Here is a 14,325-nt window from a genome sequence, read left to right on the forward strand (position 1 = left end):
GGGGGTGCCGGGGTCAGCGGACGCGGGCCATCGCGGTGCAGCCGAAGATGTGGCGGAACGTGCGCTCGGCGATCGGGCCGGGCACGTCGATGTCGACGCCGTACATGTCCTGCTCGACGATCGCGAAGATCTGCGGGTCGATCTTCGCGACCGCCTCGATGATCGGGGCGAACGCGGGGACGCCGTGCGGCGGCTCCGTCATGACGCCCTGGGCGACGGCGGTGGCGAACGGGGTGTCGTTCTTGAGCGCGGCGGCGAGGATGTCGGGCTCGACCTGCTTGAGGTGGAGGTAGCCGATCCGCTCGGGGTGCGCCTCGATGAGCTTCACGTTGTCGCCGAGGTAGTAGGCGAAGTGGCCGGTGTCGAGGCAGAGGTTCGTGTACGCGGCGTCGGTCTCGGAGAGGAAGCGCTCGACCTCGCGGTAGGTGCCCACGTGGCTGTCGGCGTGCGAGTGGAACTGCTGCTTCATGCCGAACTCCTCGAGCAGTGCCTTGCCGAGCTGGTCGTGGCCCGCCGCGAGCTTCGCCCACTGCTCGTCGTCGAGGGTGCGCGACTCGAGCAGCTCGGTCGTCGCGTCCGAGCGCCAGAGGTCCGGGATCACGACGAGGTGCTCGGCGCCCAGCTTCGAGGCGAGGCCGGCGACGTCGAGGGCCTGGTCCCAGGCGCGCTTCCACTGGTCCTCGCCCTTGTGGAAACCGGTGAAGACGGTGCCGGCCGAGAGCTTCAGGCCGCGCGAGCCCAGCTCGTCCTCGAGCTCGTGCGGATCGGTCGGCAGGTAGCCGAACGGACCGAGCTCGATCCACTCGTAGCCCGCCGCGACGACCTCGTCGAGGAAGCGGCGCCACGGGATCTGGCCCGGGTCGTCGGGGAACCACACGCCCCAGGAGTCGGGGGCGGTGCCGATGCGCAGGCCCTGCGCGGAGCCGGGGGTGGTCGAGTCGGTGCTCATGGAACGACGGTGTCCTTCGTGGTCGGTGCGGATCGGAGTCGGTGCTGTCGGCGTCGGTGCGGCGTCGAAGGGGATGAGAGTCAGCCGAGCAGGGGGCGCTGGAGGCGGCGCTGCTCGACGTAGGCCTCGCGGGCCGTGATCGTCGAGTCGAGCGTGGCGACCTCCGAGACGGGGACGTCCCACCAGCCCTCGCCGTCGGGGGCGTAGAGCAGCGGGTCGCTGTGGATGTGGATGAGCGTCGTGGTCTCGGAGGCCTTGGCGGCGGCGACGGCCGCGCGGAGGTCCGCGATCGCGTCCGGACCGGGCTGGACCTCGATGGTGTCCACTCCGTAGCTGCGCGCGTTCGCGGCGAGGTCGACGGGCAGCACGTCGTTGCCCTGGAACAGCCCGCGCTCGTCCTGGTACCGGTACCACGTGCCGAAGCGCTCGGAGCCGACGGTCTCGGAGAGGTGCCCGATCGACGCGTAGCCGTGGTTCTGGATGAGCACCACGATGATCTTGAGCCCCTCGGCCACCGCGGTCACCAGCTCGGTGTGCAGCATCAGGTAGGAGCCGTCGCCGACCATCACGATGGCGTCGCGGTCGGGAGCCGCGCGGCGCACGCCCAGCCCGCCCGCGATCTCGTAGCCCATGCACGAGAAGGCGTACTCGACGTGGTAGCCGAGGCTGTCGCGCACCCGCCACAGCTTGTGCAGATCGCCGGGGAGCGAGCCGGCGGCTTGGATCACGACGTCGCGCGGGTCGGAGGCCGACTGCACGGCGTGGATGATCTCGGTCTGACCGGGCAGCTCGAGGCCGGAGGGGGCGAAGGCGCGGTCGACCGCGGCGTCCCAGGCGCCCTTCTCCTCGGCGGCGGTGCGCGCCCAGTCCTCGCTCACGCGCCAGCCCTCGAGCGCGCCCTGCAGCGCCTCGAGCGCCTCGCGCGCGTCGGCGATGACGGGCAGCTGCGAGCCGTGCTTGTAGGCGTCGAACGACGCGACGTTGACGTTGACGAACGTGACGTCGGGGTTCTGGAAGGCGGTGCGGCTCGCGGTGGTGAAGTCGGAGTAGCGGGTGCCGACTCCGATGACCACGTCGGCCTGCGCGGCGAGGCGGTTCGCGGCGGTGGTGCCGGTCGCCCCGATGCCGCCGAGGTACTGCGGGTGGTCCCAGTTCAGGGAGCCGCCGCCGGCCTGCGAGGTGCCGACCGGGATGCCGGTGGCCTCGACCAGCGCGCGGAGGGCGTCCTCGGCGCCGGAGTAGATCACTCCACCGCCCGCCACGACGATCGGGTTCCTCGCCGAGCGGATCGCCTCGACGGCGCGCGCCAGCGGTCCCTTCTCGGGCAGCGGACGGCGCACGTGCCACTCGCGGGGCGCGAGGAACTCCTCCGGCACCTCGATCGTCTCGGCCTGGACGTCCTCGGGGAGCGCGATGGTCACGGCGCCGGTCTCGGCCGGGTCGGTCAGCACGCGCATCGCCGCGAGGGCGATCGAGAACAGCTTCTCGGGGCGGTCGACGCGGTCGAAGAAGCGCGAGAGCGGGCGGAACGCGTCGGTGACCTGCACGCTCGTGTCGTGCGGCAGCTCGATCTGCTGCAGCACCGGATCCGCGACGCGGGTCGCGAAGGTGTCGCTGGGCAGCAGCAGAGCGGGCAGGCGGTTCGTGGTGGCGAGGGCTGCTCCGGTGAGCATGTTCGCGGCGCCCGGGCCGACGGACGCGGCGCTGGCGAAGGTGGAGCGGCGGCGGCGCATGCGCGCCCAGCCGACCGACTGGTGCACCATGGCCTGCTCGTTGCGGGCCTGGTGGTACGGCATGACGCCGGGCTGCTCGGCCTCGAACTGCTTCAGCGCCTGGCCGATGCCGGCGACGTTGCCGTGCCCGAAGATGCCGAACGTGCCGGCGATGGTGCGCTCGCGGTGGTCTCCGTCGACCGTCCACTGGTTCGCGAGGAACTCGATCAGCGCTTGGCTGACCGTCATCCGCCTCGTGGTGCTCATGTGCAGGGTGTCCTTCTTCGTCGAGGGTGGGGGAGTCAGCGGTCGTCGGAGCGGCGCTCGTAGGGGAGGCGCGGATCGACGTCCTGGCCCTCCCAGGTGGCGCGGATCCAGCCGTGGGCCGGGTCGTCCGAGATGTGCCAGACGCGGTCGGGGTCGGGCCCCGCCATCACGTTCAGGTAGTACAGGTCGTAGCCGGGGGCCGCGACGCAGGGGCCGTGCCAGCCGTACGGGAGAAGGGCGATGTCGCCCGTCCGCACCTCGGCCAGCACGTCGATCTCGCCCGCGGGGGAGGAGTAGGTGCGGAGGAATCCGAACGGGTCGGCCTGCTCCGGGGCGTCGAGGCCCTTCGAGACGGCGGTTTCGAAGTAGTAGATCTCCTCGAGGCGCGACTCCCGGCCCGGGACGAGCTCGTCGTGCTTGTGCGGCGGGTAGCTCGACCAGTTCTCGGCCGGGGTGATCACCTCGCACACGATGAAGCGCCCGGCCTCGAGGGACTGCGGCGTGCCGAAGTTGTGCACCTGCCTGCTCGAGCGGCCGGCGCCGCGCAGCTCGACGGGCACCTCCGGGCGGGTGATGTGGCGGCTCGGGTGCACCTCGGTGGTGGGCGCCTCGGCCACGGCGACGCGCCCCTCCCCCTCGAGCGTCGCGGAGGCGAGGCTCGAGAGGTAGAGGACGTCGCTCGGACCGTCGAAGACCGAGACCCGACCCTCCAGCAGGGTGGTCTCCGACGGGCCCGAGCTCTGGTGCCGGATCGTGAACGATCCGGACAGGGGGACGACGAGGCGCTCCACGCCGTCGGCGGGGAGCTCGAGCTCGACACCCGCCGCGAGGTCGGCGACGCGCAGGCCGGTGTGCTGCCAGCCCGCGCGGGAGTCGTCGACGACGGACTCCCACCCTTCGCGCGCGAGGGCGCCGCGGGGGAACACCCAGTCGTTCTGCGTGGTCATGTGCGGGTCCTTCCGTGGAGGGGGTGGGGTGGGAGTCGGGAGCTGGTGGGTCTCGATACGCCGCCTGCGGCGGCTACTCGACCAGCGGCTGCTGCTTGCTGATCGAGTAGCCTGCGGAGCGGGCGTATCGAGATCCCCGTGCTCCAGCAGGGCGGCTCAGTTCTGGGGGAAACCCAGGTTGATGCCGCCGTGGCTCGGGTCGAGCCAGCGCGACGTGATCGCCTTCTGCTGGGTGAAGAAGCGCACGCCCTCCGCGCCGTGGGCCTTGGTGTCGCCGAACAGCGACGACTTCCAGCCGCCGAACGAGAACGTCGCGACGGGGACCGGGATCGGGACGTTGATGCCGATCATGCCCACCTGGACCTCGTTCTGGAAGCGGCGGGCCGCTCCTCCGTCGTTCGTGAAGATCGCCGTGCCGTTGCCGAACGCACCGCCGTTGATCAGCTCGACGCCCTCCTCGTACGTGCCGACGCGGACGATCGACAGCACCGGTCCGAAGATCTCCTCGGTGTAGGCGCGCGACGTGGTCGGGACCTTGTCGAGCAGGGTCGGGCCGAGCCAGAACCCGTTCGGGTCGCCGTCGACCTCGATGCCGCGGCCGTCGATGACGACCTCGGCCCCGTCCTCCTCGGCGATCGCGATGTACGAGGCGACCTTGTCGCGGTGCACCTCGGTGACGAGCGGGCCCATGTCGCAGCCGCGGCGTCCGTCGCCGATGCGCAGCTTCGCGGCGCGGTCCTGGATCTTGGTGATGAGCTCGTCGGCAACGGGCTCGACCGCGACGACCACCGAGATCGCCATGCAGCGCTCGCCCGCGGAGCCGAAGCCGGCGTTGATGGCGGAGTCGGCCACGAGGTCGAGATCCGCATCGGGCAGCACCAGCATGTGGTTCTTCGCTCCGCCGAGGGCCTGCACGCGCTTGCCGTGCTTGGTGCCGGTCTCGTAGACGTACTGGGCGATCGGAGTGGATCCGACGAACGAGATCGAGCGGACGTCGGGGTGGGTCAGCAGTCCGTCGACGGCCTGCTTGTCGCCGTTGAGCACCGTGAAGACGCCGTCGGGGAGACCGGCCTCCTTCCACAGCTGCGCCATCCAGATCGCGGCGGTCGGGTCCTTCTCGGACGGCTTGAGGATCACCGTGTTGCCGGCGGCGATCGCGATGGGGAAGAACCACATGGGCACCATGGCGGGGAAGTTGAACGGCGAGATGATGCCGACGACGCCGAGCGGCTGCTTGGTCGAGTACACGTCGACGCCGGTGGAGACCTGCTCGGAGTACTCGCCCTTGAGGTGGTGCGCGAGGCCGGTCGCGAACTCCACGACCTCCTGGCCGCGGGTGATCTCGCCGAGCGCGTCCGAGACGACCTTGCCGTGCTCGGACGTGATGATGTCGGCGAGCTCGCCCTTCTTGGCCTCGAGCAGCTCGCGGAAGCGGAAGAGGATCTGCTGGCGCTTGGCGAGCGACAGGTCGCGCCAGGCCGGGAACGCGGCCTTCGCCGAGGCGATGGCGGCCTCGATCTCGGCGTCGTCGGCCAGCGCGACCTCCTTGGTCGCGACTCCGAGCGCCGGGTCGAAGACGGGAGCGGTGCGGCCCGACGTCGAGGGGGACTCGCGGCCGTCGATCCAGTGCGGCACGACGGGGAGCTGGTGGAGGGGAGTGGTCCCCGTGGTCTCGGACATGGTTCCTGCTTCTCTTCTCGAAATCGGGGGCGGGTCAGCCGTGCACGAGGGCGGCGGCGGTGTCGACAGCGGCCGCGACGTCGCCGTCGGCCGGGTAGAGGAGGGTGCGGCCGACGACCAGGCCGCGGACGCCGGGCAGCGCGAGCGCCGCGTCCCACGACGCGTACGTCTCGTCGGGGCTGCCCGTGGGGTCGCCGCCCAGGAGGAGCGTCGGCAGCGTCGTCGACGCCATCACCCGCTCCATCTCGGGGACGACCGGGAGCTTCAGCCACGAGTACGCCGAGGTGTTCCCCAGGCCGGCGGCGATGGCGATCGAGGTGATCACGGCCTCGGGGGAGAGGTCGTTCTGCACGGCGCCGCTCGCCCAGCGGCTGAGGAACGGCTCGAGCATGATCGGCACTTGCGCGGCTGCTGCGGCGTCGACCGCGCGGGCGGTGGCCTCGATGGTCGCGACCGTGGCGGAGTCGGCGAGGTTGATGCGGATGAGCAGCTTCGCGAAGTCGATCCCCGACGCCACGATGCTCGGCACGTCGTACCCCGTGAAGCGGTCGTCCATCTCGAACCGGGCGCCCTTGAGGCCGCCGCGGTTCATCGATCCGACGACGACCTTGCCCTCGAGGGCGCCCAGCAGCGCGAGGTCCTCGATGATGTCGGGCGTGCCGAGCACCCCGTCCACACCGGGCCGCTCGAGCGCGGTGACGAGGCGGGCGAGCAGCTCGTAGCGGTCGGCCATGGCGGTCGGGTCGTCGCGGACGCCGAGGGCGCCGCGCGCCGGGTGGTCGGCGGCGACGATGAAGAGCTTGCCGTCCTCGGCGAGCAGCGGCCGCCGGGCGCGGTCGCGCACCCGCGGCAGCACGGTCTCGGGAGCGGTGGTGCGGATCTCGCGCAGCGACGTGAAGTCGAGCGCGGAGAGGGTGTCAGGCAGGGACATTCGAGATGCTCCTCACGATGTCGGCGACCTCGTCGGTGGTGGGCATGGCGGTGGAGCACTCGCGGCGCGAGGCGACGATCGCCCCGGCGACGTTCGCGAAGCGGAGCACCTCCTCGAGCGACCAGTCCTGGAGGAGGCCGAAGCTGAGGGCGCCGCCGAAGCTGTCGCCGGCACCCAATCCGTTCACCACCTCGACGGGGTAGGGGGCGACCTCGACGGTCTCGTCGCGGGTCTTGGCGAGCACGCCGCGCGGCCCCTGCTTGACGATCGCGAGGTCGAGGCCCCGGTCGAGCAGCGCATCTGCGGCGCGGTGCGGGTCGGTCTCGCCGACGGCGATCTCGCACTCCTCCCGGTTGCCGACGGCGACGGTCACGCGCTCGAGCGCGCGGGACACCTCGCGGCGCGCGATCTCGGGCGACTTCCAGAACATGGGGCGGTAGTCGAGATCGAGGATCGTGAGCGGGCGGCGGCCGCGCGCCTCCCAGGCCGTGTGGTGCGCGGTGCGGCTCGGATCCTCCGAGAGGCCGGTGACGGTGGACCAGTAGATGCGGGCCCGGGCGATCGAGTCGAGGTCGAGCTCGTTCACGTTGATCACGAGGTCCGGCGCCTTGGGCGCGCGGTAGAAGTAGAGCGGGAAGTCGTCCGGCGGGAAGATCTCGCAGAACGTGACCGGAGTGTTCAGTCCCGACACGGTGCGGACGAAGCGGGCGGAGGCGCCGAGTCGCTCGAGCTCGCGCGAGACGAAGCGTCCGAACGGGTCGTCACCGGTGCGGGTGATGATGCCGGCCTTCAGGCCGTGCTTCGCGGCCGCCACCGTGACGTTGGCCGCGCTGCCGCCGAGGTACTTGCCGAAGGTCTCGACGTCCTCGAGGCCCACGCCGTCCTGGAGCGGGTAGATGTCGACGCCGGAGCGCCCGATGGTGATCAGGTCGAAGGGCGCGTTCGCCTCGCTGTGCTCGGTCATACTTCGCTGTACAACTTCCTGCCCGGTGTCGTCCCGGGCGTCTCGTCGTCGTCGCGGTGATCGCGATCCTGGTGGAGCAGTCAGGCTTTGTGCTGACATATGCACGACGTTACAGCAGAACGCCTCCGCTGTCACGCGCAGTCGGCACCCTGCTCGGCGAGCGCCACCGTGCGGCCCAGGCGGTCGCTCTCGCGGGCCGCGTCGAGCACCTCCAGCGTCGCGACGGCCTCGAGTGCGGGCACCGGCTCGGGCCCGCAATCCTCGATCGCCGCGGCGAACCTCCGGTAGAACTCGGCGTAGTCGCCCTTCTCGGAGGGGACGCGCTCGGTCCCCGCGGCGGTCGAGAGGACACCCCAGCGGTCCTCGCTCTCGTACCCCCAGCCGTCCGGATCGTCGGAGGGTCGGCGTCCGGCGAAGACCGCCTGCGCCTGCACATCGGTGCCGTCGGAGCGGTAGCCGCCGAGCGATCCGTAGGCGACGAGCTCGCGCTGGCTGAGGTGGTGCAGCTTGCTCGAGGAGATGCTCGAGGTCGCGCCGCCGACGTGGTCGAGCGTCACGAGGAAGCCGGCGTCGGTCCGTGCGCCGGGCTCGCCCACGTGGTCCAGCCGCGCGGTCACGCGCGCTGCCGGGCCGAGCAGGTGGAGCATCTGGTCGACGACGTGGCTGCCGACGTCGCGGAGCATCCCGCCGAACGGCCCGCGGTCGAGCCCGTCGGCGTCGTCGAGGTCGAAGCGGGAGCTCACGCGCCACACCTCGCCCAGGCGACCGGAGGCGAGGACCGCCTCGAGGGTGCGGACGTCGGCGTCGAAGCGCCGGTTGTTAAACACGTTCAGCACCACTCCGGCGCGGGCGGCGGCCTGGGCGAGGGCGCGCCCGTCGGCCGCGGTCGGTGCGAACGGCTTGTCGGCCACCACGTGCACACCGGCGGCGATCGTCTCGAGCACGAGCTCGCGCCGGGTCTCGGGCGGGGTGGTGATCGTGACGGCGTCGACGCCCGCCGCCAGCAGCTCGGCCTGGCTTCTGAAGAGGGGCACCCCGGGGAGCTCCTGCTCGGCCTGGGCGCGCCGGAGGGGCGACCGGGCGACGACGCCGGCCAGGTCGACCCCCTCGGCGACGCGGAGGAAGGGAGCGTGGAAGAAGCGGCCGCCCGTGCCGTAGCCGACGAGTCCGATGCGCATGGGTCCCTCTTCCCCCGGGGCAGCGTCGTCGCCGCTCGATGTAAGCCAAAGCATAATGTCTGGACATTAAGTGCTGCCGATGCCTACACTGGCGGCACTCGCCCGAGGCGACTCCCCGCGATCGGCTGTGCAACCCCCGGCCCCGACGCCGCCGTCCCCGCCTGCGGTCCGACTTCTCAGCAAAGGACGAACAATGTCGTTGTCATCAGCACCTCCCGCTCGGCGCCAGGGTGCGTCCCGCGGCTACCTCACGCGGCTGACCATCATCTCGACCCTCGGCGGTCTCCTCTTCGGCTACGACACCGGCGTCATCTCCGGCGCTCTGCTCTACATGAAGGACGCGCTCGAGATGAGCTCGGTCGAGGAGGCGCTGGTCGTCTCCTCGCTCCTGTTCCCCGGTGCGGCGGGAGGCGCCCTGATCGGCGGCCGCCTCGCCGACAAGCTCGGCCGCCGCGGAACGCTCCTGGTCTGCAGCGTGCTCTTCCTGATCGGGGCGATCAGCTGCGCGCTGGCTCCGAACGTGCCGCTGATGATCCTCGCCCGCGTCGTCCTGGGCCTCGGAGTCGGCGCCGCCGCGGTCACCGTGCCTCTGTACCTGGCCGAGATGGCCCCGGCGAACCGCCGCGGCCGCATGGTCACCATCAACGAGCTGATGATCGTGACCGGTCAGATGGCCGCGTTCGCCATCAACGCCCTGCTGGACGCCCTCATCCAGGACACGGGCGTGTGGCGCGTGATGCTCGCGGTGGCGTCGATCCCCGCGATCGCGCTGCTGATCGGCATGCTCGTGCTGCCGGAGTCGCCGCGCTGGTTCGCGATCCAGGGTCGCCTGGCCGACTCCAAGCGGATCCTCGACCTCAGCCGCGAGCCGGAGGAGTCGGCCCGGGAGTACGACGAGATCGCCGAGTCCTCCCGCCTCGCCGGCAAGGAGAAGGGCCGCGCCCTGCGCGACCTGCGCGAGAACCGCTGGATGCGGCGACTGCTCTACGTCGGCTGCGGGCTGGCGACCGTGCAGCAGGCCACGGGCATCAACACGGTCAACTACTACGCGCCGACGATCCTCGAGAGCAGCGGACTGGGGGTGAGCGCCGCGCTGGTGGCGACCATCGGAGTGGGCGTGACGTCGGTGGTCACGACGATCCTCGGCATCGTGCTGCTGGGCTACATCGGCCGCCGGAAGATGCTCATCATCGGGTTCTCGGGCGTGGTCGGAGCGCAGGCGCTGCTGGCGATCGTCTTCACGCTGCCCCAGTCCGACGCGGTCAGCTACCTGATCCTCGCAGCGATGATGCTCTTCGTGGCCTTCGTGCAGTGCTTTATCGGCACCTGCGTGTGGCTGCTGCTCTCCGAGATCTTCCCGCTCGCGATCCGCGGTTTCGCGATGGGCATCGCGGTGTTCGTGCTCTGGACCGTCAACGCCGTCATCTCGTTCGCGTTCCCGATCGTGAACGCCGCGCTGGGATCCACGGGCACCTTCGCGCTCTTCGTGGCGATCAACCTCGTGTCGCTGTTCTTCGTCTTCAAGGCCGTCCCCGAGACCAAGGGGCGCTCGCTCGAGGACATCGAGACCGACTTCCGCACCCAGGCGATCCAGGTGGTGGAGCCCGTGCGCCGCTGACCTCCACCGCAGACGATGAAGGGGGCCTCCTGTGGGGCCCCCTTCATCGTGCTCGCGCCGGCTACCGGTCGACGAGCGTGACCTCGAACGAGTAGAGGTCGGGGCGGTAGCAGTGCTGACCGAACTCGACGGCGCGGCCCGAGGTGTCGAACGCAGTGCGCGACATGGTCAGAACCGCGGCGCCCTTGCGCAGATCGAGCAGCTGGGCCTCGGAGGAGGTGGCCCCGCGCGCCCCGATCCGCTGCTTCGCGACGCGCATCGTCACTCCGCGGGCGCGCAGCAGCTGGTACAGACCGTGGTTCTCGAGCGCTGAGAGGTCCAGGTCGGTGAAGTCGGCGGGCAGCACGTTGTCGAGGATCGCGATCGGCACACCGTCGGCGGTGCGCAGACGCTTGAGGTGCACGACGGGGCTGCCGGGTGCGACTCCGAGCGCCTCGGCGGCGGTCTCGTCGGCGACTCCGATCGAGGATGTCAGCACCTCGGTGGCGGGCTTCTGGCCCGTGCGCTCGAGGTCCTCGTACAGGCTGGTCAGCTCGACGTTGCGCGTGACCTTGCCGTGCACGACTTGCGTGCCGATGCCGCGGCGCCGGACCAGCAGGCCCTTGTCCACGAGGTCCTGGATCGCGCGGCGGATCGTCGGGCGCGAGAGGCCCAGGCGCGCTCCCAGCGCCACCTCGTTCTCGAGGCGGGCTCCGGCCGGCAGCGTCTCGTCGAGGATCGCGCTCTCGAGGAGGGTCGCGATCTGGTGGTACAGCGGCACGGGGCTGGACCGGTCGAGCCCCAGGAACAGCTCGACGGGCAGGGTCTGCTCGGCCTGGGCCATGGTGAACTCCTCGAGGACGTAGGGATGTCCTGTCAATAGTAGGGCTTACATGAGGGTGGCCATGTCACCCTCGCTCGCTTTTTTTCCGCAGTTTGTTCGGACAATCTGACGTCAGGAGTTATGCTGGCGCTATTCCGCCCGCAGGCGCTCCGCGCCGCACCTTCATCGGAGAAGACATTGAGCGAGACCGCGACCACCACCCTCCCGCTGCGCACCGCCGCCGAGGGCAGCCCCACCAGCCTCTGGAACGACTCCGCCGACCCGATCGAGCTCGCCCGCTCGCTGAGCTTCGGCGCCGTCGGCGCGACCTGCAACCCGGTGATCGCGTTCACCACGATCCAGCGCAACCTCGACGTCTGGGGCCCCCGCCTCGCCGAGCTCGCCCTCGAGCACCCGACCGCCGGCGAGAGCGAGCTGGGCTGGCTCGCGATCGAGGAGCTCTCGGTGCAGGCCGCGTCCCTCCTGCTGCCCGCGTTCCGCGAGAGCGGCGGACGCAACGGCCGTCTCTCGGTGCAGACGGATCCGCGGCTGCACCGCGACGTCGATGCGCTCGTGGAGCAGGCGGTGCGGTTCTCGAACCTCGCCGAGAACATCATCGTGAAGATCCCCGCGACCGCGAACGGCATCCGCGCCATCGAGGAGGCGACCTACCGCGGCGTCAGCATCAACGCGACCGTCTCGTTCACGGTGGCTCAAGCCGTCGCCGTCGCCGAGGCGATCGAGCGCGGCCTCGACCGCCGCACCGCCGACGGCGAGCCCGAGCGCGAGTTCGGCTCGGTCGTCACGATCATGGGCGGCCGACTCGACGACTGGCTCAAGGCGAGCGTCGCCGCGAACCGCATCCTCGTCGACCCGGGCGTCCTCGAGTGGGCCGGCGTCGCCGCGCTCAAGGAGGCGTACCGCATCTTCCAGGAGCGCGGCTACCGGTCGCGCGTGCTCTCGGCCGCGTTCCGCAACCACCTGCAGTGGTCGGAGCTGGTCGGCGGCGACCTCGTCGTCTCCCCGCCCTTCGAGTGGCAGGTGCTCATCAACGAGAACGAGCTGCCCGTCGACCTGCACCGCATCGACGTCCCGGTCGCGCCCGAGATCCTCGACACGCTGCTCGAGCGCGTGCCCGAGTTCCACCGCGCCTACTTCGAGGACGGCATGACCATCGAGGACTTCGACGACTTCGGCGCCGTGCGCCGGACGCTGCGCCAGTTCCTCGAGGCCGACGCGAAGCTCGACGCGCTCGTGCGCGACGTGCTCCTGCCCGCGATCTGATCCGGCCCGCGCCGTGACCCGCGACACCGACGAGCAGGACATCACGTTCCGCTCCCGCCGCTGGGTGCGGCCGGAGGACCTGAACGCCAACGGCAGCCTCTTCGGCGGCAGCCTGCTCCGCTGGATCGACGAGGAGGCCGCGATCTACGCGATCCTCCAGCTCGGCAATCCCCGTGCCGTGACGAAGTTCATCTCCGAGATCGACTTCGTCTCCTCCGCCGTCCAGGGCGATCTGATCGAGATGGGCCTGCGCGCGACCGGCTTCGGCCGCACGTCGCTCACGATGCGCGCGGAGGTGCGCAACATGGTCACCCGCCGCAGCATCCTGGCGATCGACCGGATCGTCTTCGTCAGCCTCGACGAGAACGGCGCGCCCCAGCCGCACGGCTACAGCACCATCACCTACGACCGCGATCGGCTGCCCCGGCACGCCGCGGAGGGAGCGGCATGACCGGCTGGCGCATCCGCGACCACCACGCCGAGGACGTCGACGGGATCCTGCGCCTGTGGGAGCTCGTCACGGCCGCCGACGCGGAGCCCGTCTACAACCTGGCCGAGGTGCTCGCCTCGTGCGCGAAGGACCACGCGGTCGTCGCCGTCGAGGGCGATCACGTGGTCGGCGCCGCGGTCGGCCGGGCCGCGCACGCGCAGGGCTGGGTCGTGTTCCTCGCGACGGCCCCGGAGGCGCGCGGGCGCGGCATCGGGTCGTCGCTCCTCGCCGCCCTCGAGGCGCGGATGGCGCCGACCGGGGTGTCGAAGCTGTCGGCCCTGATGCCGGCGGCCGAGACGCGCACCGGCGCGTTCCTCCGCCAGGGCTTCGAGCAGAAGCAGAACCTGCACTACTTCGAGCGGCGGATCCCGGTGCAGCGCGAGGAGCTGACCCTGCTGGCCGAGCTCGGCGGGCGCGTCCTGCCGCGGGGCCTCTGGGACCAGGTGGGCGGGATGACCGCCGAGAAGGACCTGCTCGAGCGCCGGCTGGTCATGCCGCTCGCGCGGCCCGAGCTCGCCGAGCGCTTCGGAGTGGCTCCGCCGCGCTCGGTGGTCCTGTTCGGCCCGCCCGGCACCGGCAAGACGACGTTCGCCAAGGCGATCGCGTCACGGCTGGAGTGGTCGTTCGTCGAGGTGTTCCCCTCGCGCCTCGCCGCCGACCCGAAGGGCCTCGCGGGAGCGCTGCGCGAGACGTTCCTCACGGTGTCGGAGCTCGAGCGCGCCGTCGTCTTCATCGACGAGGTCGAGGAGATCGCGTCGCACCGCCAGGGCGAGCCGCCCTCGCCGACGCAGGGGGTGACGAACGAGCTGCTGAAGATCATCCCCGCGTTCCGCGAGCAGAGCGATCGGCTGCTGATCTGCGCGACCAACTTCATCCGCTCCCTCGACTCCGCCTTCCTCCGCCACGGCCGCTTCGACTACGTGATCCCGATCGGGCTGCCGGACGCGCAGGCCCGTGCCGCGATCTGGCGCCGCTACATCCCGGCGGAGTCGCACGGCGTCGACGTGGGGGTGCTGGTCGCCTCGACCGAGGGCTTCTCGCCCGCCGACATCGAGTACGCGGCGCGGAAGGCCTCGCAGTCGGCGCTCGAGCACGCGGTCTACGCGGGAGCGGACGCGGCGCGCGGCCCGTCGCTCGAGGACTACGTCACGGCGATCGCCGCGACCCGCGCGACCGTGTCGGCCGAGGTGAACGCCGAGTTCCTCGAGGACATCGCGGTGCTCGGGCGGCTCTGACCACTCTGCTCCGGCGTCCGCCGGAGGTCGTCGCGGAGCGGGTGAGCGGCGCCGATCCGTCGCGAATGGCTGCTTCCGTCGCGATCGGGCGGCCGTTCTCGCCGGATCGGCCCCGCGCGGATTGGTCGGTCGCGGCCGCTCTGCTGCGCGCCTCGATCCAGCACCGACGGTCGCGTGTGCGCGTGGTCTGCGGCCGTTCGCGCCGGATGAGCGACGCGCACGGCTGCCGGACCGCCCTTCGGGACGGATCCGTCGCGGAGGGGTGGTT

At 71.2% G+C, this 14,325-nt stretch carries 12 protein-coding genes; 4 read left to right on the top strand and 8 right to left on the bottom strand.

The genetic code is table 11. The features are described from left to right. Window positions 1–13: 13 nt before the first annotated feature. The 7 genes from ASF48_RS00885 to ASF48_RS00915 all read right to left on the bottom strand — a co-directional run bounded on the left by ASF48_RS00885 (window position 14) and on the right by ASF48_RS00915 (window position 8,628). Window positions 14–949 (bottom strand): sugar phosphate isomerase/epimerase family protein, encoded by a 936-nt coding sequence (locus ASF48_RS00885; RefSeq protein ID WP_055784982.1) that lies wholly within the window; start codon window positions 947–949, stop codon window positions 14–16. 80 nt (window positions 950–1,029) lie between these two features. After that, the gene (gene iolD, locus ASF48_RS00890; protein WP_055784985.1) at window positions 1,030–2,928 is read right to left on the bottom strand and encodes a 3D-(3,5/4)-trihydroxycyclohexane-1,2-dione acylhydrolase (decyclizing); all 1,899 of its coding nucleotides are present in this window, start codon (window positions 2,926–2,928) and stop codon (window positions 1,030–1,032) included. A gap of 35 nt (window positions 2,929–2,963) precedes the next feature. After that, window positions 2,964–3,875, bottom strand: coding sequence for a 5-deoxy-glucuronate isomerase (iolB, locus tag ASF48_RS00895; protein WP_055784996.1), 912 nt, complete (start codon window positions 3,873–3,875; stop codon window positions 2,964–2,966). Between the two features lie 156 nt (window positions 3,876–4,031). Next, complete coding sequence (locus ASF48_RS00900) at window positions 4,032–5,555, bottom strand: CoA-acylating methylmalonate-semialdehyde dehydrogenase (protein ID WP_055784999.1); 1,524 nt, start codon at window positions 5,553–5,555, stop codon at window positions 4,032–4,034. A gap of 34 nt (window positions 5,556–5,589) precedes the next feature. Beyond that, the gene (locus ASF48_RS00905) at window positions 5,590–6,486 is read right to left on the bottom strand and encodes a class I fructose-bisphosphate aldolase (RefSeq protein ID WP_055785002.1); all 897 of its coding nucleotides are present in this window, start codon (window positions 6,484–6,486) and stop codon (window positions 5,590–5,592) included. Next, window positions 6,473–7,450, bottom strand: a complete 978-nt coding sequence (gene iolC, locus ASF48_RS00910; RefSeq protein ID WP_055785005.1) for a 5-dehydro-2-deoxygluconokinase — start codon at window positions 7,448–7,450, stop codon at window positions 6,473–6,475. The genes ASF48_RS00905 and iolC overlap by 14 nt, the downstream gene beginning before the upstream one ends. A 131-nt stretch (window positions 7,451–7,581) precedes the next feature. Then, window positions 7,582–8,628 carry a Gfo/Idh/MocA family protein gene (locus ASF48_RS00915; protein ID WP_055785008.1) on the bottom strand — a complete coding sequence of 349 codons (1,047 nt, stop codon included), beginning with the start codon at window positions 8,626–8,628 and terminating at the stop codon, window positions 7,582–7,584. Window positions 8,629–8,821: 193 nt separating this feature from the next. Here ASF48_RS00915 and ASF48_RS00920 point away from each other — a divergent pair, with 193 nt between their 5' ends. Then, complete coding sequence (locus ASF48_RS00920; RefSeq protein ID WP_055785011.1) at window positions 8,822–10,246, top strand: sugar porter family MFS transporter; 1,425 nt, start codon at window positions 8,822–8,824, stop codon at window positions 10,244–10,246. 61 nt (window positions 10,247–10,307) lie between these two features. Here ASF48_RS00920 and ASF48_RS00925 read toward each other — a convergent pair whose 3' ends face one another. Further along, window positions 10,308–11,069 (bottom strand): GntR family transcriptional regulator, encoded by a 762-nt coding sequence (locus ASF48_RS00925; RefSeq protein WP_055785014.1) that lies wholly within the window; start codon window positions 11,067–11,069, stop codon window positions 10,308–10,310. A gap of 177 nt (window positions 11,070–11,246) precedes the next feature. On the opposite strand from ASF48_RS00925, the gene ASF48_RS00930 reads away from it, so the two are divergent. From ASF48_RS00930 to ASF48_RS00940, 3 genes are read left to right on the top strand one after another with little or no spacing between them, the layout of a single operon-like run. After that, entirely contained in the window at window positions 11,247–12,332 is a 1,086-nt protein-coding gene (locus tag ASF48_RS00930; protein WP_055785018.1) for a transaldolase family protein, read from the top strand. A gap of 13 nt (window positions 12,333–12,345) precedes the next feature. Then, the gene (locus ASF48_RS00935; RefSeq protein ID WP_082480892.1) at window positions 12,346–12,783 is read left to right on the top strand and encodes an acyl-CoA thioesterase; all 438 of its coding nucleotides are present in this window, start codon (window positions 12,346–12,348) and stop codon (window positions 12,781–12,783) included. Further along, window positions 12,780–14,057, top strand: a complete 1,278-nt coding sequence (locus tag ASF48_RS00940; RefSeq protein ID WP_055785022.1) for an ATP-binding protein — start codon at window positions 12,780–12,782, stop codon at window positions 14,055–14,057. The genes ASF48_RS00935 and ASF48_RS00940 overlap by 4 nt, the downstream gene beginning before the upstream one ends. Window positions 14,058–14,325: the final 268 nt, after the last annotated feature.

The sequence above is a fragment of the Rathayibacter sp. Leaf299 genome (assembly GCF_001423055.1).
In the GTDB taxonomy this organism is placed as follows: Bacteria; Actinomycetota; Actinomycetes; order Actinomycetales; family Microbacteriaceae; genus Rathayibacter; species Rathayibacter caricis.